Source organism: Streptomyces sp. DT2A-34 (assembly GCF_030499515.1).
Taxonomy (GTDB): Bacteria; Actinomycetota; Actinomycetes; order Streptomycetales; family Streptomycetaceae; genus Streptomyces.
In genome coordinates this window covers 5,236,780-5,258,116 of sequence record NZ_JASTWJ010000001.1, presented here as the reverse complement: position 1 = coordinate 5,258,116, position 21,337 = coordinate 5,236,780, and the positions used below count along the sequence as shown (strand labels likewise).

The 21,337-nt window shown below is 73.7% G+C and carries 10 protein-coding genes; 8 read left to right on the top strand and 2 right to left on the bottom strand.

Annotated elements, in window-relative coordinates:
- From QQM39_RS23355 to QQM39_RS23320, 8 genes are all read left to right on the top strand, one after another.
- Entirely contained in the window at window positions 1–2,538 is a 2,538-nt protein-coding gene (locus tag QQM39_RS23355) for a hypothetical protein (protein ID WP_301999434.1), read from the top strand.
- The gene (locus QQM39_RS23350) at window positions 2,531–4,165 is read left to right on the top strand and encodes a hypothetical protein (protein WP_301999432.1); all 1,635 of its coding nucleotides are present in this window, start codon (window positions 2,531–2,533) and stop codon (window positions 4,163–4,165) included. The genes QQM39_RS23355 and QQM39_RS23350 overlap by 8 nt, the downstream gene beginning before the upstream one ends.
- Window positions 4,162–4,713 (top strand): Pycsar system effector family protein, encoded by a 552-nt coding sequence (locus QQM39_RS23345; RefSeq protein WP_301999431.1) that lies wholly within the window; start codon window positions 4,162–4,164, stop codon window positions 4,711–4,713. Before QQM39_RS23350 ends, QQM39_RS23345 begins: the two co-directional genes overlap by 4 nt.
- A gap of 245 nt (window positions 4,714–4,958) precedes the next feature.
- Window positions 4,959–7,223, top strand: a complete 2,265-nt coding sequence (locus QQM39_RS23340; protein ID WP_301999429.1) for a VWA domain-containing protein — start codon at window positions 4,959–4,961, stop codon at window positions 7,221–7,223.
- A gap of 222 nt (window positions 7,224–7,445) precedes the next feature.
- On the top strand, window positions 7,446–11,006 hold the full coding sequence (locus QQM39_RS23335; protein ID WP_301999428.1) for a tubulin-like doman-containing protein: 3,561 nt from the start codon (window positions 7,446–7,448) through the stop codon (window positions 11,004–11,006).
- The gene (locus QQM39_RS23330; RefSeq protein WP_301999427.1) at window positions 11,003–13,849 is read left to right on the top strand and encodes a hypothetical protein; all 2,847 of its coding nucleotides are present in this window, start codon (window positions 11,003–11,005) and stop codon (window positions 13,847–13,849) included. Before QQM39_RS23335 ends, QQM39_RS23330 begins: the two co-directional genes overlap by 4 nt.
- Entirely contained in the window at window positions 13,846–16,044 is a 2,199-nt protein-coding gene (locus QQM39_RS23325; protein ID WP_301999426.1) for a hypothetical protein, read from the top strand. The genes QQM39_RS23330 and QQM39_RS23325 overlap by 4 nt, the downstream gene beginning before the upstream one ends.
- The gene (locus tag QQM39_RS23320; protein ID WP_301999425.1) at window positions 16,041–17,969 is read left to right on the top strand and encodes a hypothetical protein; all 1,929 of its coding nucleotides are present in this window, start codon (window positions 16,041–16,043) and stop codon (window positions 17,967–17,969) included. The genes QQM39_RS23325 and QQM39_RS23320 overlap by 4 nt, the downstream gene beginning before the upstream one ends.
- Before the next feature lie 15 nt (window positions 17,970–17,984).
- Here the strand turns inward: QQM39_RS23320 and QQM39_RS23315 are convergent, their stop codons facing one another.
- Window positions 17,985–19,991, bottom strand: a complete 2,007-nt coding sequence (locus QQM39_RS23315) for a beta-galactosidase (protein ID WP_301999424.1) — start codon at window positions 19,989–19,991, stop codon at window positions 17,985–17,987.
- Window positions 19,988–21,304: a glycoside hydrolase family 36 protein gene (locus QQM39_RS23310; protein WP_302003699.1), complete on the bottom strand. Its 1,317-nt coding sequence runs from the start codon at window positions 21,302–21,304 to the stop codon at window positions 19,988–19,990. The genes QQM39_RS23315 and QQM39_RS23310 overlap by 4 nt, the downstream gene beginning before the upstream one ends.
- Window positions 21,305–21,337: the final 33 nt, after the last annotated feature.

Here is a 21,337-nt window from a genome sequence, read left to right as displayed (position 1 = left end):
GTGAGCGACGACGAGCAGGCGGGCGGCGTTGCCGTCGACACCTCTGAGCAGCCCGGCGGGGGACGGTCGTCCGACGACAAGAAGGCCGGGGACGACAGGAAGCAGGACCGGGACGACCGCGCCCGTGGCGACGACGGCAGGTCCGACGACGACAAGTCCAAGTCCGCGGAGGACGAGGAGTCGGAGAAGGAGAAAGAGAAGGAGCGGGAGAAGGAACGGGAGCGCGCCGCAGGGCGGTTCAAGGAGCGCACCCGTGACCCCCTGGCCGACGATTCCGGCGAGGACGGGCCCACCGATCTCGCCGCCGCCGCACGGACGCGCCTGGCCACCCGGCAGCTGTTCGACGTCCGCCGGGACCTGATCAGCTTCGCCCACTCACGGCTCCAGAGCGCCCACATCGGCGACAACTTCAACCTGCTGCTGGGCTCGCGCCCGCTCGGCCCCGGCATGCGCAGCGGCCCCGTGCCCGAGGAAGAGCTGCGCAGGCTCCGCCGGGACCATGTGGTGCCGCAGGGGTACATACGGCTGCGCGGCGCGCTGCGCGCCCGGCGGCTGCTGGTGCTGGGAGCCGCGCCGGGTACGGGACGTACGAGTACGGCGCTGTCGCTCCTCGACGAGGTCACCCGGCGCGCGACGGGCGACACCGGCGCCGAGCCCGCCGCCGGTCCCCGGGTGCTCCGGGTCGACCCGGAGGGCGGGCCACGTCAGCTGGCCCAGACGCTGGACGACGAGGGCGAGGAGGCCCGACGCGGTACCGGCTATCTGCTGGAGCTGTCCCTCACCCGGCCCGACGCGCTGCCCCCGGACGAGATGGACCTCGACGAGCTCGCCGCGGCCCTGGCCCGCCGCGAGGCCTTCGCGGTGATCGTCGTCACCGTCGGGTCGGCGGCGAACGCGCTGCTGGCCGGGCGGTACGGCATGCTCTGCCCGCCCGCGCCCACCCAGGAGCTGCTCGCCACCCGGCTGCGCGAGCGGCTGGAGGAGCGGGCCGACGAGGCCCGGGAGGGCGATCCCCCGCCGGCCGAGCTGCTGGCGCGGGCGGAGGACCTCTGGGAACGCGAGGAGGTCAAGGACGCGGTCGGGCTGAAGGATCTGCGCCCCGCCGAGGCCGAGTTGCTCGCCTCGCTGCTGGCCGGGCATGTGCTGGGGACCACCTCGTACGACGAGTTGCTGTCCGGCTGCCGCAGCATCGCCGCCGAGCAGGCCCAGGAGTGGTTCGCCGGGGTGGACCGGGCGCTCACCGCGCCGCCCCGCGCCGAGGGGGAGGGGAAGGGCCGGCGGTCGGACACGGCGACGCTGTTCCAGCCGGTGGCGTTCCGTATCGCGCTGGCCGTGCTGGGCGGGGCGTCGTACAGCGCCGTGGCCACCGCCGCACACCTGCTGACCTGGGAACTGTCCGTTCAGTGCGACCCGGACAACACACCGGCCCGCCCCCTGTTCTGCGACGACCCGGTGGTCGACACGGCACTCTCGCGCGCCGAACTCACCGACGGCAAGGTCGAGGTGGCCGGGCACGACGTCCCGGCGCGGCTGATCTGGTACCGGGGTTCCGCCCTGCCGTCCGCGGTGCTGACCGAGCTGTGGGACCGGCACTTCCCGGTCCGGGCGCCGGTGGTGCGCTGGCTGCGGCTGCTGGCGGACGATCCGCGCTCCCAGGTGTGGATGCGCGCCGCGGTCGCCGCCGGAGAACTGTGCGTACGGGACTTCGACCACGGCTACACCGAGCTGGTCCGGCCGCTCGCCGAGGCGTCCACGCCCCGTCGGCGGATCTTCGCGGCCACCACCATGGACCAGGCCGCCGGTCACGACTCCCATCGCAGGACGGTGCACAAGATCGTCGGGGACTGGAGCAGCAACGGCACCAAGTCGCTGCGCTGGACCGCCGCGATGGCGCTGGGCTACGGCAACGCCGCCGCCACGACGGACGACACCCTGGACGCCCTGGCCCGGATCGGGATCCGGGACGAGGGTGAGCAGCTCGCCGTCAGTTCCTTCAACGTCGTACGGCTGCTGACCCTCCCCGATGCCCCCCAGGTGCTGGAGCGGGTGGCCGAGTGGACCCACCACAAGAAGGAGCCGTACCAGGACCTGGGTCTGGTGACCACCGTCCGGCTGGCGCTGACCAGGGTGGACGAGGTCCTGACGGACGACCCCGAGTCCTCCCCGCTGGGCGACCGGGGTGACTGGCCGCTGCCGCTGGCCCTCGCCGCCACCCGGCCCGAACTCGTCGTCCCCATGGCCGACTTGCTGTGGACCACGCTGAACACGGCGCGCTCGAAGGACGTGGCGATGGACGCGCTGGAGGCGCTGCTGCGGTCGGCGGTGCGCAAGGACGGCACCGAGTGGACCCGGCCGGGGCTGGCGGCGCTGCTGCCCGCGCTGGCCACCGAGGCGACCGACCGGCGGCGGCTGGACTGGCTGTTGCGCCGAATGATGAACGACCCGGAGAAGCCGCTCCCCGAACCGAAGGCGCGCGACCTGTGGTGGCTCGCCGTCTCACCGGCGGAACGGACGGGCCAGGAGGAGAGGCATGGCTGACAACGACGACGCGAGGGCGCAGGCGAGGCAGCGGCTCCAGGCGAAACGGGCCGCCGCCGACTCGACCCCCACGGGCCCGTTCCTGAAGGAGTACACGCCGACGGGCGGGCTGCCGCCGATCAGTGCCGAGAAGACCTCGGTGGTGTTCTACCGCAACGGCGGCTACAGCCTGGTCACCGCCTTCGGTGTCCGGCACGTCGACAAGCGGGCGCTGGCCCGGCCGTACACCGCCTGCGAGATCGCGGTCGGCACCTTCGTGACGCCGCTGCGGATGGAGCTCCCGGCCGCCGGCAGCACCGCCTTCTTCAAGGCCGAGGTGGACATCGAGTGGGAGGTGACCGATCCCCATCTGGTCGCCGTACAGGCCGTGAAGGACGTCGCCAAGCGGCTCACGTCCCCGATCCTGGAACGGCTGCACGAGGTCACGCGGTCCTACCGGGTGACCGACGCCGAACAGGCCAACCGGGTCATCACGCGCGAGTGCGCCGGGGGCCGCTGGAGTGATCTGGGGGCCGAACTCGGCCTGCGGGTACGGCTGTACGTCCGGCTGGGGGTGGACGACGACGCTATCGAGCACGCGAAGAAGAAGCGGGACGTGGTGGCCGAGGCCGAGGTGACCCGGCAGCGTCAGGACGCGTTCCGGCGCATGCTGCAGGGCGGGGAACTCGCGCAGCTCAGCTTCATGCTGGCCGCCGATCCCGAGGGGGCCAAGGACTTCCTGGAGAAGATCCGCCAGGAGGGCAGACAGGACGAGCGGGAGCGGATCGACCGGCTCTACACCATGGCGCTCAGCGGAGAGCTCGCCTCCACCGACGTGGAGACACAGGTCCTGAACCTCATCAACCCGGACCGGCGCCGCCCCATCCAGGGCCCCCTCGGAACGCTGCCGCCCCGCCGCGAGCCCCGGCAGCTGGAGCCGTCCACGGACGGGGAGTTCACCCCGGACTGGGTGTCGGACGAACCGCCCCGACGGCGCTCCCACCGGCCCGAGCCCTCCCGGGACGAGCCCCGCCGACCGGGGTCCGGCCGCAGGGAGCCGTATGCCGGCGAGGACACCGACTCGCGACGCCGGCCCCACCGGGACCCCTACTCGGCGGACGACGACGGATACGCACCCGGCCCCCGGCACCGGACGCCCCGCCCGGATCCCTACTCCCCGGCAGCCGACGCCGACTACGACGACCCACGCACCCGCGACCGCCACCGGACCCACCGGCCCGAACCCCGCGACGAGGGCGACGACCCCTACTACGACGACCCACGCACCCGCGACCGCCACCGGACCCACCGGTCCGAGCCCTACGACGAGGGCGACGACCCCTACTACGACGACCCACGCACCCGCGACCGCGACCGGGCCCACCGGCCCGACCCCTACGCCCAGGACGACGACGCCCCCTACGACGACCGTCGTGCCGGGGTGCGGCGGCCCCCGCGCCGGCCGGAGCTCAGCTCCGCGGGACCGGTCCCCGGCCACGCCCCCGAGGATGAGTCGCGCTCCGGCGAGGGGCCCCGGACCTACCGGCCGGAGCCCTACCACCCGGACGACGAGCGGGACTGGGAGCGGCCGCGGCGTCGCAGACGAGATGAGGACGACGGATGGGCCTGGGCGGAAGAGGACCGATGACCGCCGACGGGGCGGCACAGACCTCCCCCGCCTCGGTCGCGCCTGTGCCGGACGGGGGTCGGCACTGCAACGACCGGGCGGGGGAGCGCATCGCCGAGCGACTGCTGGTCACGGTCCGCGAGGACCTCGGCCGGGCCGACTCCAAGGCGGCCGTGCTCCTGTCGGGGACGCTCGCGCTGCCCGCGTTCCTCGTCGGCTGGCACGGCACGCCCGGGTGGGACGGGCTCGCCGACGTGACGCTGGTCCTCTCCGGGGTGCTCTGGGCCGTCGCGGTGGCCGCGCTGGTCGCGGCGCTGATGCCGCGCACCGGCACGGTCCGCGGCCGGGACGAGGTGACCTACTTCGGCGATCTGGTGGCCGCCCGCGACATCGCGAGGCTGTCCGCCCGGGTCACCGAGGCGGCGCGCGACCCCGCCGGGTGGCTGCTCGTCCAGGCCGTGGACGTCAGCTCGATCCTGTCCGCCAAGTACCGGGCCATCCGCTGGGGCGTGGCCTCGCTCGCCCCGTCGGCGGGCCTGGCCGTGGCCTGGGGGCTGACCGCGGGCTGATCCAGAGGGCGCACGCGACACCGGCGTACCACCGCACACACGCCAACGCACCACCGCACACGACATCGGCGCGCACCAGGCACGAGGCACACGCGTCACCACGTACACGTCGCAAGGCGAATCAAGAACCACCAGCACGAACCGCCAGCACCAGCCTCAAGCACGAACCTCAAGCACCAACCTCAGAGACCTAGGGGACGGCCGTGGGAAGAGTCACGGGAAGACGGCAGACAGGAAGGGCCCGGGTGCGCCGCGCCGCGATCTCGGTGCTGGGCACCGCCGCGGTGTTCGTGTCCCTGTTGGCACCGGCCGGTCAGGATCCGGTGCCCGCGGCGGACTCCGAACCGGTGTTCCCGGCGGTCAACTACGCGGTGGCCGTGGACGAGTCGGCCAGCCTCGCGGCCGAGGACATGAAGGCCGAGAAGGCCGCCGCCAAGCGGATCGCGCTGGGCGACGTCTCCTCGTCGTCGCAGGTCACGGTGTTCGGCTTCGCCGCAGCCGAGAAGGCCGGCCAGCGCGTGGTGGACCCGGTGTGCCCGCGCACCACGCTGGACGCGGCGGGCCGCGAGGAGGTCGGCGGTTGCGTGGACAAGCTGCGCAAGCGCAAGGAGAGCGAGGGCACCGGCACCGACCTGCCGACCGCCATCCGGCAGGGCGTGGACGACCTGACCGACGGCTCCGACGCCTCGGTGCCCCGGGTGCTGTTCCTGCTGACCGACGGGAAGATGGACGTCGAGGACAGCTTCAAGTACGGCGATCCCTCGCACCGCGCGGCCGAGGGCGAACGGCAGTTGAAGCTGGCGCTGAAGGAAGCCGCCGAGCAGAACGTCCAGATCTGGCCGCTGGGCTTCGGACCCGACCCGGACAAGAAGCAGCTCGACCAGATCGCCGCCGGCGGCTACCAGAAGGGCTGCGTCGAGCTGCCCTCCGCGACTCCCAAGGCCCACAAGGTCTCCGGGGCGAAGGACGTCGGCACCACACTGGAGAAGATCTTCGCCGCCGCCCACTGCCTGCGCCACGAGGAGGGCCCCAGCAAGCGGCCGCCGGCCACCCTGGAGATCGGCATCTCCCCGCTGGCCACCGTCGGCAGCATCGTCGTCGACAAGGGCGACCCCGAGGTGAAGATCACCTACATCGACCCGGCCGGCGACAAGGTCCCCACCACCTCCGGGACGTACAAGAACTCCCGTTTCGAGCTGGCGGGCGGCTCCGGCACCGTCGAGGCGCTGAAGATCGTCGACCCGTTGCCCGGCACCTGGAAGGTGAAGGCCGAGGCCCCGGAGGGCCACCGCTCGCTGCCCGTCGCCGTCAGCGTGCTGTGGCAGGGCGAGCTGCGCGGCGCCATCACCATGGACCCGCCCTCACCGCAGGCCGGTGAGAAGGTCACCGTGACCATGCGGCTGCAGACCCGCGAGGGCTACGAGATCAAGGACCCGCGCGACTACGAGGGGCTGCGCGTGCGCAGCGAGCTGACCGGGGACGGCTTCTCCCCGCTCGCGCTCGACCTCGCCGACAACGGCAAGGGCTCCGACCCCGAGGCGAGCGACGGCTCCTTCACCGGCACCGTGACCATCCCCGAGGACGCCGACGGGGCGCTGACGGTGAGCGCCACGCTGACCGCCTCGGGCCTGAGCGCCGACACCCGCAGCGAGACCGGCGAGGTCGCGCCCGGCGAACTGCCCGTCAAGGCCCCGCTCGAACTGCCCGCCGGCAACACCCACCCCGGCGGCACCGTCACCGGCACCCTGGACGTCAGCAACACCACCGACTCCCCGCACACGCTGCGGCTGTCCATCGCCGACGTGAAGGACGGGCTGCTCTCCGTCGAGCCGAACGAGATCACGCTCAAGCCCGGTGAGCAGGGCACCCGGCAGGTCACCGTCAAGGTCTCCCCCGCGGACGCCTTCGGTGACCGCCTCGGCGACGGCCTCGACCTCTCCGGCACCTTCACCGTCGTCGACACCACCGACGACGACCGGCGGCTCGAAAGCACCCCGGTCTCGGTGCGGGTCACGCCTGAGCCCGGGATCTGGGAGAAGTACTGGTGGGCGTTCGTGTCCGGCGCCGTCGCGATCGCGCTGGCCGCCGTGGCCGTCGTCGCCTGGCTGGGGCTGCTCAGGCGCCGACGGGACCCCTACGGGCTGGTGCTGCAGCTCGTCTCCGAGGACGGCACCGTCCTCAACGAGCACAAGGCCGGGCACGGCAACAACAAGCAGTGGTACGAGTTCGCCGTCGCCGAGGCCCATCGCAGCCCGCGCATCGAGAAGCGCGCGCACGGCCCGTACGCCGTCCGGCGCAGCCGCGAGGGCGGCGCGGTGGTGCGCAAGGGCGGCAACCGGATCCCGCTGCCCGTCCGCGGCCAGGTCCAGCTGACCGACACCCTGAGCCTCACCCTCGGCGGGACCCCTCCGGCGACCGGCACGGTGCGGGGCACCTACACGGGCGCCCGCGCCGGCCGCACCCACGAGACGTCCCCCAGCCAGGGCAGCGCCTACGACGAGTTCCTGTGACGCGCGGGGCGACGTCCGGACACGTCACCGCCCGGCCCGCCCCACGCACCGCACCGCACCGCACCGCACCGCACCGCACCGCACCGCACCGCACAAGCACCACAACGCACCGCACCACATCGCACCGCACCGCACCGCCGCGCGGCCGTCCCGTCGCGCGGCACCACAGACGTACCGAGCACGAACCGGCGGCCGCGTCGGCCGTGAAGCGGGGAGGAAACCATGAAGATCTTCCAGCCGATGCTTTTCGTCGGCCTGGGCGGCACCGGAGGCCTGGTCGGCGCCGAGCTGGAACGCAGACTGCGCACCGAGCTGTGCGGTCCGGACGGCATGGCGCTCAGCCGGCAGAGCGGCCACGCCCCCTTCCAGCTGCCCGACTGCCTGCAGTTCGTGTACGCGGACTACAGCGAGAGCGATCTGCAGCGGCTGCCGCAGTTCAACGTGGACCCGTCCCTGCGGGCCGCGTACGCCCGCACGTCCCGGGCCACCCACGACCTGCTGCCGAACTTCGACGCCTCCCCGGAAGTGACCAAGATGCTCCGGGCGGTCCTGCGCGACGAGGTCGCCGACTGGCTGCCGCCGCGCATCGACGAGCCGAAGGTCACCCCGCTGCACGCCGGCGCGGGCCAGCTGCCCACCGTCGGCCGGGCCGCCCTGTTCGCCACCCTGCGGCACAGCCTCGCCCCGGTCCTGGAGCCGCTGCTCCAGGCGATCGACGCGATCGCCAAGTCGGCGGGCGAGCTCAGCGAACTCGGCGGCGGCAAGGTCAACGGCTGTGACGTGTTCGTCGCCTTCTCGGTGGCCGGCGGCACCGGCGCCGGGATCTTCCTGGACTATCTGCACCTGATCAACCACGCCTTCCAGCTGCGCCGCTTCGACGGCGTGAAGATCTACCCGCTGGTCGTCATGCCGTCGTCGTTCTCCGCCGCCACCGGTGGCGGACGCGAGGCGGAACTCAACGCCGCCCGGTCGCTGGTCGACCTGTTCCGGCTGGTGGACACGCAGAACGCGCCCTCGGAAGGCCACGAGATCGGCGATCTCGACCAGGAGCTCGGGCTCGGCATCCGCTACCCGGGCACCACGCCGATCCGGCTGCGCACCGGCATCCTGCCCACGGCGTTCCTGTTCAGCCCGACCGCCGGCATCCGCGCGGACGACCTGCGCCGCTCCATCGTCTCCCTGGTGATGTCGCTGATCGGCACCGAGCTGGGCGACGGCCGCGCCCGGGGCCGGAAGGTGGCGGCCGACGACGACTTCCAGACCTTCGCCGCGAGCTTCATCAACCGGGGCGTGCAACGCAGCGCGGTCTCCCCCACCGGCATCGGCCGGCAGGGCGTCTCCACCAGCCTGGTCGCCTCCATGACCGCGCCGATGGACCAGCTCGCCGACCTGGTGGCCGGGCGGCTGCTGCGGCTGGCGGTCACGGACCTCGTGGAGCGGCCGCGGGCGGTGCTGCGGGACGGGGCGGTGCCGATGATCCGGCAGCTGTTCGCCGACTCCCACCTCGAAGAGCTGTGGGAACGCAGGCAGTTGGCGGTCCCCGAGCCCGATCCGCTGCCGCGCGGTGGCCGCAACATCGAGCAGGCGCTCGGCGAACGCATCGCGGACATGCAGCGGCTGCTGTCCGACCTGCGGGTGGAGGCGGACCGCGCGGCCGCCGCGATGGCCGACCGGTTCGCCCCGCGCCCCGCCATCGACAAGCTGCTCCAGACCGTCGACCCCTTCCTCGCCGAACGCGTCGTCAGGGGCGTCCCGGACAGCGAGGAACAGATCGCCCGGCTCGGCTTCCTCGGCATGCTGGAGAACCGCGCCCGCAATCCGCAGCGCCCGCCCGGTGTGACCGAGCAGCCGCCCAAGATCCCCCGCATCAAGGGCCAGTTGGGCGGCCTGGCACCGGCCCGCTGGGGCGACGACGACGTGCAGGCGGCCATCCAGGAGCAGGACGCCTGGTACCAGTGGCGCTGCCGGATGGTGTGGCACGAGGCCTGGCGCGACCAGCAACAGCACTGGCAGCCGCAGGCCGACGCGGCCGGGACCGACCTCGGGCGGCTGGTGAACGCCTTCCGCAGGCACAGCGACCAGGAGCGCAAGACCGCCCAGCAAAAGGGCCTGGAACTGTACGAGGACCGCACCGGCATCTCGTATCTGCTGCCGCCGCAGCGCACCCTCAACCACTTCTACGAGGACGTCGTCGCCCGGCTGGTCCGCCGGGAGGGGCTGCGCGAGAACGACGACGAGGCGGCGCTGCTGCTCAAGCTGGTCGACGGGGACACCTGGCGCCAGGTCCACGGGCTCAGCCGGCGCGACCCCGAGGGCTCGGTGGCCCGGGTCAAGGGGCAGCTGGAGGCCCGGATCACCCGGCTGTTCGCCGAGAGCGGGGCGCATCTGGAGGAGCGGCCGCTGCTGCCGTCCATGGGCACGCTGCTGGCCGCGGCGGCCGGTGACGCGGACGCCAAGGACCAGGTCAGCAAGGAGGCGCTCGACCTGTTCGGCCGGAAGCTGGCCGGGCTGCTGCCGGTGGGGTTCACCCCTGAGGGCACCGGGCTGCTGCGGGTCCTGGTGACCTATCCGCGGGTGCAGGCCGTGGAGGAGGTGCAGGAGTACCTCGGCAAGACGCTGCGGCTGCCCTCGGACGCGAAGAACTCCGTGGAGTACCGGGGCGTGGAGAGCGACTCGATCACCGTGGTCCTCTTCCGCAGCGAGATGAGCCTCACCCAGGTGCCCGAGGCCCGCAAGGTACTGCGCCAGTGGGCCCGCGCGAAGGACAACGAGCAGGCCCAGGACGTCCTGCGGTGGCGGCAGCGGCTCGGCTACCGGGACAGCTGGATGGTCAGCAGCGAGGAGGACCGGCGGGTCATCCTGCACCGCCTCCTGTGCTGCATGTGGAACGGCCAGGTGGACGTGGTGGACGGCGACCCGGCGTCGCCGGACCGGGTCCGGCTGCGGCTGTCCCCCGACAAGGGCACGGACATCCCCGGCGTGCGGCTGCGGCTGGGTGACTACCCCGGGGGCGTGTCGAGCTGGGCCGAGCTGCTGCGCTCGTACGAACGCTGGACGGTCCTCGACGACGAGCGGATCGTCGAGGACTACTGCCGGGAGCTGATGCGGGCCCAGCCGCTGGGCCTGGCCCGCACCGGCAGCGAACCGCATCCGCTCTTCGTCGACCTGGTCGAGAAGGTCGCCCCGCGCCAGCTGGAGCTGCTCGCGGAGCGCCGGGAGCGGGGCGGCGAGCGGGTCGAGGGCTGGGTGCGCCCGCTGTGGGAGTTCTGGGCGGAGACCCTCCCCGCCGCGCTGGACACCCAGTTCGGCGACCAGCGCGCGGTCCAGCCGACCCTGCGCACCCTGCTGGAACACATCCGCGGCGGCAGCCCGGCCCGCCCCCGCGCCCGCGAGGACCTCTCGGAACCCCGGCGCCCCGCACCGGACGAGGACGACTGGGGGACCGCGCCCGTCACCCCGCGCGGCAGGGGCCGTCACGACGACTACGACAGGCCCTACGGCGACGAACGCGGCGACGAGGACCGGGACGGCCGCGACAGCTGGGGCGCCCGCCGCGACAGCGACACCGGCGCCCGCGCCGACGGCCGCCGTGACGACTACGACGACTACGACGTCTACGACCGGCCCGACCCCGACCGGCCCGGGCCTGAAACGGCAGAGCGCGGCGGGGAGCGCCCGAGGTACGACACCGGAAGCGGGGCCCCCGGCTCCGAGGCGCCGCGGCCGCCCTGGGACGACGACGAGCCCGGCGGTCGCGCCCCCTGGGACGGTGACGCGCAGTGAGCCGGTCCCAGGACTTCAGTACGGTCATTCATCTGGACCTGCGCGCCGGGGCGGCGGCGCTGCACAGTCCGTCCGCCCTGCGGGCCAGGGTCGCCCAGGAGTTGGGCCGGGCCGGGCTGCCGGAGCCGGACGAACCGCTGTTCCTGGTGGTCGACACCCCGGCCGGGCTCACGGACCACCAGCCGCAGTACGAGCTGCTCACCGGCTACCGGGCGGTGGGCGAGGTCAGGCTGCTGGTGCTGCTGGTCGGCAGCGCGCCGGGCGCGTTCGCCGGTGCGGAGGGCGGCTTCCAGCCCGACCGCCGGCTGCTGCGGCCCGCGGTGCTGCGCGCCTCGGGCACCGCACTGCTGTGGGCCGGCGATCTGCGCTCCGCCCGCACCGCGCTGGAGCAGCCCGAGCCGGACGACCCGGACGCGCTGGCGGTCCTGGTGGACGTGCTGTCGGTGCCGGACGTCTACCTAGAGGTGCTGGAGCGCATCCAGTCGCTGCCCGACGCCGTCGCCGCGCCCGGCGTACGGCTGCTGGAGCAGGACCTGCCGCCGGAGGTACGTGACCGGGCCTGGCGCGACGCGCTCACCCGGTTCGCCGGGGCGGACACCGAACTCGCCCCGGACGTGCTGCTGACCGCCTCCTCCGGAGCCGATCTGCCGGAGCCGCTGCGCGGCCTGGTCGCGGGCCGGGGCGGCCGGGGCCTGGGGCACCGGGAGCCCGGCGGCGTGGCCGACGACGCCTACCGTGCCTGTGCGGACGCCCTCGACTACGCCGAGGAGGCGCTGGCCGGGCTGCGGACCCTGCCCGGCCTGCTGCGGTCCTCCCGCCGGGAGGCGTTCGAGGCGGACGCCGACCAGGCCCGCCAAGCCCTCGACACCTACCGGGATCTCGTCGCCACGGCCCTGCGCAGCGGCGGCGGCAGCGCACCGTCGGCCGCCGAGTCGGCGACCCGGCTCGCGGCCCTCGGACTGCGGGTGCCCTCGGCCGAGGGCATCGGCGAGCGGATCGGCGAGGGGCTGCGGGAGTTCGCCCACAAACTGCTGGGCCAGCAGCTCGCCCTGCGGTCGGTGGCCCAGCGCTTCACCGGTCTGGCCGGGCGGGTGGAGCCGCTGCCCGGCTCGGCGCTGCTGCCGAAGCTCGCCCCCCACTCCGCCGAGGCCGTGGCCCGGCAGACGGGCGCGGCGGGCACGGCGGGCGCCGAGGTCTCCGGCGTCGCGGTGGCCGGCCCCTTCGCGGCGGCCGGGGCGGGGCTGCTCGGTGCGCTGTGGTCGGGGCCGTTCCTCGCGCTGGCGGTCGTCGTGCCGCTGCTGTTCGTCGGGATGGCGGTGCTCGGGTCGGCCCGGCTGAAGGGTGCGGGACGCCCGGGCCGCTGGGGCGTGGCCCCCACGGTCGCGGCGATCGCCGGCACGGTGGTCGGGGCGACGGTGGGGTACGCGACCGATTCGCCGGCCTGGGTCGGCACCATCGGACTGCTGGCCGCTCTCGGCGTCGCGGAGGAGACGGTCCGCCGGCTCTGGCGCGCGGCGGCCGCCGCCTGGGCCCCGGCCCACGCGACAGCCGTACTGCGCAGGGCACTTGAGGGCCTGGACGCGCTGCTGGCCGAGGCGGTCCGGGAGCACTGGGCCGTCGAGGAGCGGCTGTACTGCGCCGACGCCGCCCGCTCCGTGGCCGGCATGCTGCGGGCGACGGCGGCCGCGGCGGAGGCGGAGGCGGTGCCCGAGCCGGAGCGCCTCGTGGCCGCCGGGGTGTCCACGTCCTTCGGCGCGTCCGGCGCCGGAAGGTCCGTCGGGGGAGACTGGCTCGACGACGACACGGACCTGGAGCCGGACAACGCCCTCGCCGACTCCGACGACGGCGACTGGGCGAGCGTGTACGCCTGGGAGGACGAGCCGGCGCAGGAGGAGAAGGGGAAGGAGCCGGGCGGGGAGTCCGGAATCGCTCCAACCAGGCGGCGCGGCAAGGGAGTTGTCCCGCGCTGGCTGGAGCGGGAGAGCGGGGAGGGCGGGCCCGAACTGGTCGCCACCCTGTCCGCCGACCTGACGGACGCGGCCCTGGAGGCGATGAAGCAGTACTGGGGTGCCGTGGAACGCGGCCAGGCCGGTGCCCGCGCCGTCCTGCGCACCGAGGAACGGGTCCGCGAGCTGCTGTCGACGGCCCGCCACCACCTCCAGCACAACGGCGTGCTGGCCCCGCCTCCGTTCGCCGCCCCGCGCCGCGTCCGCGCCACCTCGGCGAGCCTGCTCGGCACCGACCCGCACGGACCGGCCGAACTGGTCGGCGCGGAGGCCGACCGGCAGTCCGTGGTGCAGCTGTCCACACCCGAGCAGGGCACCCTGCTCAGCCGCGACCCGGCGGCCGCGGTGTGGCTCAGGTTCGCCCCGAGGGCCGTACGCGACGAGGTCGAGAAGGCCTGGCGGACGAGCGGTTCGGTCCATCCGGAAGAGGTCCTGTGGACGTCGTCGGGCCGGTACGCCGGCCTGGTGCGGCTCACCCCGCTGCGCATGGGCGTGGTGCACACCGTCCGGCCCCGGCACGGCTCGGGGCCGGACGGGACGGACAGGGACGGGGACATGGGCCGGGACCCGGGCATGGCCAGGGACCACGGGATGGACGGGATGGAGGCGTACGGCTCGACGGACGCGTACGACCGGACTGAGCCGTACGACCGGACAGAGCCGTACGACCGGCCCGACCGGGGTGAGCCGGCGCACCCCTACGAGCGGACCGCCTCGCACGAGCCGCCCGCCCCGCACGAACCGCCCGCCTCGTACGACCGGACGGACTCCGGCGACTGGCTGAGCTCGGGCGACTGGACGCAGAGCGACGACCGAGGGGACGGCGACCGCTGGTGACGAGCACCACGCATTCCCCCCTGCCGGGGCCGGGCGGACCGGCTCCGGACAAGCTCACGTTCACCGTGCCGTCGGGGCGGCGGCGCGTCACCCCGGTCCGGGTCGGCCGCGAGTTCCGCCGCGACCGGCTGCTGCCCCAGCTGATCCGCAAGGCCGTCCTCGACGACGAGGGACAGCAGTGCGTGCAGGTACGCCTGAGCGCCAAGGAGGCGGCGAACCCGGCGGCGCGCGCCCTGCTGGACACCGAGGCGGGCACGGCACTGCAGCTGAACCAGCTGCTGGGCGGCACGGAGTACGCGGCCCTCTTCCCGAGGATCGTCGGCTACGAGCTGGACACCGCCGAGCCCTATCTGCTGTACGACCCGCCCCGCGGCACGCCCGTCGCCCGGATCCATGTGATGTCCGCGACCGACCAGGAGATCCTCACCCGCGATCTGATGCTGGCCCTGTGCCTGCTGGAGGGCCAGGGCCTGGTGCCGCGCGGCGTCTCGCCCGCCACCGTGTTCTGGGACGGCGCCAAGGTCCAGCTCTGGGGGCTGGAGTCGGTGACCCGGACCGGACGGCCGCGGCGCCCCTGGGGCCGCTCGCCCTTCTGCTCGCCCGAACAGCGCCGGGGCGAGGCCCTCGCCGACTCCCGGGACGCGGTGTGGAGCGCGGCCCAGGTTCTCTACCAGCTGGTGACGGGGCGGGCCGGCCCCGCCGACCGGCCGCCCGCCGACCTCGGCGAACACCGCAAGCTCGACCAGACGTTGCGGGACGCCTTCGCGCCGAGGGCGGCCGACCGGCCGACGCCCGCCCAGGTGCTCGGCCTCGTGGCGCCGGGTGCCGCGCGCCGCGTCCGGCTCGCCGTGCCCCCCGATGAGACGCGCCCGCACCACGAGGCCTTCGAGGAGGCGCTGCGGCTCAAACGGCAGGCACCCGCGGCCCGCCCCCGCAACGGCTCCACGTCCGGGTCGGGGTCGGGGTCGGGGTCGGCCGACGGCGAGGTGCTCTGCCCGTACTGCCTGGAGACCATCCGGCTCGACCTCACGAAGCTGTTCGTCACCGACAGCCGGATGCAGTACCAGCCGCTGGACCTGGCCGGCATCAAGAACCCCCTGCGGCGGACCGACATCATGCGCGGCGCCGTCCAGAAGTGCACGGCGGACCCGGAGTTCCCCGCGCACTACATCCCGGTGCCCTACCTGACGTACGGCCGGCCGCTGACCATCGCGATGGTCGGCCAGTCCTCCACCGGGAAGAGTCATCTGCTGGCCCAGATGATCGCGGCGATCACCGACGGCGGTCTGGAGCCGTTCGGCCTGAAATGGCAGTCCGTCAATCCGGAGCAGCACGCCCGCTATGTACGGGACCGGGTGCAGCCGCTGCGCAACGGCAAGGTGCTGGACCACACGGCGGCCCTGGGCATGGACGACTTCGCCCACTTCGTGGAGTCCCTGCTGATCACCGACGCCCGGGGGCAGGTGCGCCCGGTCGCCTTCTTCGACCTGGGCGGCGAGGACCTGGTACGGACCGACGCGGCGCTCAGGTTCCTGCTCGGGGTCGACGCCCTGGTCTTCGTCGTCGACCCGGCGCTGGCCCTGCCGCTGCCGCAGCTGGACCACGCCAGGGAACGCTGGGGCGTGGAGGTCAACCGGGACGGCGACCTCGCCTTCGGCACGGTCCTGGACCGGCTGCCGAAGAACGGCGGGTATCTGGACGTGCCGGCCGCGATGGTGCTCGGCAAGGCCGACCTGCTCAGGTTCCAGCCGCCCGTGGACCGCTGGCTGAGCCGGCCCCCGGCCACCTCGCTGGACCCCGAGCTGGTCCGCGAGGAGAGCCGGGACCTGTACGGGCTGCTGCGCCGGCACGCGGGCCAGGCATGGCTGCGCCCCTTCGACGCGATCCGCCGGTGCACCCTGCACATCGCGTCCGCCACCGGCGGCCAGGAGGACCACGGCCGCTACCCGGCGGGGGCGGGGCCCCGACGCGTCCTGGAACCGCTGCTGGCGCTGCTGGCCATGCACGGGCTGATCCAAGTGCTGGGCGGCGCCGAGGCGTTGGCGGTGGGAGAGGCACCGGCGCTCGAAGCGGTGCCGTGGGAAGAGGCCGCGGACGCCGGCGAAGCCGAGGAACCCGAGCGGTTCGAGAGGGCTTTCGAGAGGTCCGACGGGTCCGAGGAGCCCGAGGGATCCGAGGGAAGGGAACAGCAGTGAACGACTTCCAGGACCGGGGCTCGGTGCACCAGGTCGTCTTCCGGTGGGACGGCAACCACGGCCGCCAGGGCACCGGCATGAACGCCGTCGCCCACTCCTGCGAGGCCGAACGCGCCGAGGAACTGGGCCGGGAACTGGGCCCGTTGCTGTGGGTCTCCGGCACGGCGGCCGCCCGCCCGAGCGTCGTGCGCACCCTGTCCCGCGACGGCGACGTCCTGCTCGTCCAGCGCTGGCCCACGACCGACCGGGGCGGGCGGCCCAGCACGGTCAGCCATGTGCTGGTCGGCGACCGCGGGACCCTGCCGCCCGCGCGCTGCCTCGGGCTCGCGTACGGCGGCTGGCGCAAGCAGGAGAGGGCCGAGCAGGAGTCCGGCCGACTGACGAAGTTCGATCTCACGGACCTCCACGATCTGGCGAGGGGCCGGCTGCCCGGCATGGTGGAGCGGCTGCCGGAGATCGAGCGCGCGCTGATCCTCGCCGGCGCGGAATTGCTGCGCGATCCGAGGCAGCGGGTGTCGCTGCTGCTGGAGGAGAAGACACCGGAGAGCTGGCCGGACCCGGCCATGGTGCCGCTGGCCTATCTCGGGCTGTTCCTGATCTTCGGGTCCTGGCTTGACACGGAGTGGACGTTCGCCACGTACGACACGGTGGACAGCCATCCCCTGCGGCTGATGTCCGTCCCGCGCTGGGAGCCGGACTCGGGTGGCTCCGGCCCGCTGGCCCGGGTCGTGGGACGCCGGCCGGCCACCTTCCAGTTCGAGCACAGGGCGGCGGCGCAGCTGGTGGCTCACCTCGTCGCCCACCCGCAGGCGGCTCCCGGCGTACCGCAGCTGGTCAAGGAGCTCCCCGACGGTGCGGCACTGGACTGGGAGCGACGCCGCGACCGGCTCAGGAAGATCCTCGGCCCCGACCGACAGGAACGGCCCCGCTCCCGGGAGCGGGCCGGCGAGCGGGATCAGGAGCGGGATCGCGCCCGGGAACTCGACCGTGCCGGGCAGCCGGCCGGGCCCACGATCGCCACGGACCCGTACCCGGAGGCTCCGTACGCGGACCCGTACCCGGAAGCCCCGTACGCGGACACATACCGGGAAGCCCCGTACGCGGACTCTTACGGGCAGCCGTACCCGACCCCCTCACCCGCGCCCCCACCGCCCCCGCACGCACCCGCACCCGCACCCGCACCCGCACCCGCACCCACCTCGAACGGCCACGACCCGCACGACGCCCACGCCCTCCACCTGAAGCTGTGCGGCTACCGGCGCGGGGACGGGGACGGCAGTCGGCGCAGCTATCTGATGGCGGACCTGCGCATGCAGTCCGACGAACTGCTCCTGCGCGAGCTACGCTCCGGCGATCTGCCCGCGGAATCGGTCGAGTTGGTGCTGGACGAGCTGGGCAGGCCCGGCCGCATCGAGGTGCGTGATCCGGAGACGCGGCACGAGCTGTGCGCGGAGGTCCTCCGCAAGCGCCTGTACTTCAAGCCTGAGGAGCCGAGTCCGGAAGACACGTCGAAGATGGCCCTGGCCATCCGGGCGGCCAACCTCTTCACCTGGGCGGTCGCCCCGGTGGCCCGGGACCCGCGCCATTTCGCCCAACTGTCGAAGGTGTTGAACCTGATGAGCCAGAGCACCGAGGTGGCCGCGTCCACCTGGCTCCAGCGAAGCATCATCCGACCGGACAGCGACCAGATCCCCGACCTGCCGCCGGAGCTGTGGAGGCAGTTGCTGCTGAACGCGCTGAACCGCGACGGCAGACAGCCCGCCGCGCCCCAGCCGCCCCGCCCCGTTCAAGCGCCCACAGCGCCACCCCCACAGCGAACCGACCTCCCCTCGGACCCCGGCGGCATCCCGGACCGGCTCTTCATCGGAAGCCTCCTGGTTCTGGGCGCCGTACTGGTGGGACTCGTGCTGATGCTCATCGTCTGACGCGTCCCTGGTCACTCAGCCCGCGTGCGGCTCCCGCACCACCGCCACCTCCCCCGCCGCGACACTGACCGCCCCCGGCACCGCCCTGCCCGTCAGCAGTTCCGTGGCGTCCGCCGCGACCGCGATATGGGCGGGCCGGTCGGTGTGGTTGATCAGGAAGAGATAGTCGGCGTCCGGACCCCGCCGCAGGGCCGCCTCGACGCCCGGGGGAGTCGCGCGGACCGGCCGCACGCCCGCCTCCGTACGGATGCGGTCCAGCAACCCGGCCAGCGTCGCCGCGTCCGGCTGCGTGGCGAGGTACCAAGTGACGCCCTCACCACGGGAGTTGCGCGTCACCGCGGGCCCACCCGCCAGCGGGCCGGTCGTGTACGACTCGACCGGCTCGGCGCCGGCCAGGCCCACGCGCTCCGACCACAGCGTCCCCGTACCGCCCCCGCTGAGCCCCACGGACTCGCCGGGCAGCAGCGGGAACAGCTCGTCGGTCAGCACCCCCAGCGCCTCCCGGAACGCGCCCGGGTAACCGCCCAGCCGGACGTGGCAGTTCTCGTCGACCGCCCCGCTGTGGAAGCCGACGGCCAGCGTGCCGCCGCGCTCCGCGAAGCCGGTGAGATTGGCCGCGCCCTCGTCGTCCACCATGTACAGGCTCGGCGCCAGGACCAGGCGGTACGGCGACAGATCCGCGTCCGGGCGTACGAAGTCCACCGCGACGCCCGCGCGCCACAGCGGCTCGTACCAGGCGCGCACCAGGTCCTGGAAGCGCAGCTCGGCGCTCGGCTGGGAGGGGAGTTCCATCGCCCAGCGGGAGTTCCAGTCCCAGACGATCGCCACCTCGGCCGTACCGACGCTGCCGCGCACCTCGGCCAACGCCCGCAGGTCCGCGCCCAGTCGGACGACGTCCCGCCAGATCCGGCTGTCCGTACCGGCGTGCGGGAGCATCGCCGAGTGCCACTGTTCGGCGCCCGCCTTCGCCGCGCGCCACTGGAAGTAGGCGATGCCGTCCGCACCGCGGGCCACATGGGCCAGCGCGTTGCGCCGCAGCTCGCCGGGGCCCTTCGCCCGGTTCACCGGCTGCCAGTTCACCGCGCCCGTTGAGTGCTCCATCAGCAGCCACGGGCCGCCCGCGAGGGAGCGGACCAGGTCGCCGCTGAGCGCGATGTCGATCTGCGACTCGGGGTCGGCGGACTGGAGGTAGTGGTCGTTGGAGACGATGTCCAGCTTCGGGGCCCAGCGCCAGTAGTCCAGCGCGTCGAAGTTGTACATCACCATGAAGTTGGTGGTGGCGGGGACCGACGGGGCCGCCGCCAGCAGGACCTCGCGCTCCGCCTCGTACAGCGACAGCAGCTCGTCGCTGCAGAAGCGGCGCCAGTCCAGCTGGTGGGTGGGGTTCGGGACGGCGCCCGTCGGCCGCGGCGGGAGGATCTCGTCCCAGTCGTAGTACCACTGGCTCCAGAAGCGGGTGCCCCAGGCGTCGTTCAGGGCGGCCAGATCGTCCGCGTACCGCCTGCGCAGCCAGCGCCGGAAGGCGGCCGCGCTCTCGTCGCAGTAGCACTCCGCGTTGTGGCAGCCGTACTCGTTGTGGACGTGCCACATCGCCACGGCCGGGTGGTCCGCGTAACGCCGGGCGATCTCGCCCGCCATGCGCAGGGCCGCCTCGCGGTACGCCGGGCTGCTCGGGCAGAACGTCTGGCGGCTGCCGTACGACAGCCCCCTGCCGTCCTTGTCCACGGGCAGCGCCTCGGGGTGGGCGCGGAAGAACCAGGCCGGGGGCGCCGCCGTCGGGGTCGCGAGGTCGGCCGCGATGCCGTGGGCGTGCAGCAGGTCGAGGACGCGGTCCAGCAAGGTGAAGTCGTACGCGCCCTCCTTCGGCTCCAGCAGCGCCCAGGAGAAGATGCCGACGCTGACCATGGTCACCCCGGCCTCGCGCATCAGGCGCATGTCCTCGGCCCAGACCTCCTCGGGCCACTGCTCGGGGTTGTAGTCGCCGCCGTAGGCGATGCCGGGGACGGACAGTTCGCGCTTCACAGGTCGGCTCCCCCGAGGAGACGGCGGGTCGTGGCCACGCCCCACTCGTCCAGCGACAGCAGGCGGTCGCTGGACGCCATCAGGCCACCCGTCGCCTCGACGTGGGCCGCCCACTGCTCTCGGGTCTCCACCGCCGGGCGGGCCATCAGACAGTCGGGGTCGTTGACCCAGAGCCGGCCGTGCTGCCACTGACGGCCGACGCCGGTGAACTCGGCCGGGTCCTGGCCGGGCTGGCTGTAGTCGTCGGCCTCGGGGCGGCGGTGCGGGGCGGTGTCAGGGCTGACCCGCATCGCGTCGAACAGGCCGATGGACGCCAACAGGGGTGCTCCGCAGCCCAGCAGGTAGGCGTCCTCGCCGATCGCCTCGCGGATCAGCTGGATGCCCTCGCGGTACGCCGTCAGCGCGTCCATGTCCCCGTCGTGCCGTACGCCGTCCAGGGCGCCCGCGTAGAGGAAGTCGACCTTGAAGTAGTCGTAGCCCTCGGCGCGCAGCGTGCGGAACACGTCCGTCAGATACGCCGCCGCCTCGGGGTGCGTGGTGTCCAGGACGCGCAGGTCGTGGCCCCAGTTGCGGCCGGCGTGCGTGAAGCCGCCGTCCGTGTCCCGGACCAGCCACTCGGGGTGCTCGGCGGCCAGGTCGCTCGCCGGGTCGACCAGGAAGGGCGCGGTCCAGATGCCTGCCCGGCGGCCCCGTGCCCTGATCTCGTCCGCGATGCCCGCGCGGGAGCGGAAGCGGCCGGAGAGGGTGAGCCAGTCGCCGAGGGCCTTCTGGTAGCCGTCGTCGATCTGGACGACGTCGATGGGCAGGTCGAGGTTCTCCATCGCACGGAGGTTCTCGTGGATGTCGTCCTCGGTGACGGCGGTGAAGTACTCGTACCAGGAGCACCAGACCGTCGGGGCCGGGCGCGGGGCCGACAGCTGGAGGCTGTCGGCCCAGTCGCCCAGGACCGACTGCACGGTGGCGCCCGTCCACTCCTTCACCGGACCGTCGGCGCTGACCTCGGCCCGACCGTCCACCACGACCAGCCGGATCGACGGGACCTCACGTGTCGGATTGACCGCCGCCCACAGGCGGACCGGCGATCCGTCGCCCGGGTCGAGCGCCAGCAGGCCCTCGCCCTGGAACGTGCCCTCCGGGACGGTGACGCCCGGCCGGTAACAGACCGTCGCCCAGTTGTCGTTGGTGGGGCGGTACGGCTTGTCGCCGACGGCGTAGGCGCCGCTGGGGCTCCAGGACTGCCAGCCCTCCTCGTGGACGCGGGCGCGGGCCTCGTCCACGGGCACGGAGGCGACGGGGGTGAAGAGGTGGTGCACGGGTGTCTCTTTCAAGAAAGGGGCCGTCGGCTT

What these genes read in the sequence shown, in the direction of transcription:
- QQM39_RS23345 (WP_301999431.1), top strand. Translation starts at nt 4,162, where the DNA reads ATGACCGCCGACGGGGCGGCACAGACCTCCCCCGCCTCGGTCGCGCCT.
- QQM39_RS23335 (WP_301999428.1), top strand. Translation starts at nt 7,446, where the DNA reads ATGAAGATCTTCCAGCCGATGCTTTTCGTCGGCCTGGGCGGCACCGGA.
- QQM39_RS23350 (WP_301999432.1), top strand. Translation starts at nt 2,531, where the DNA reads ATGGCTGACAACGACGACGCGAGGGCGCAGGCGAGGCAGCGGCTCCAG.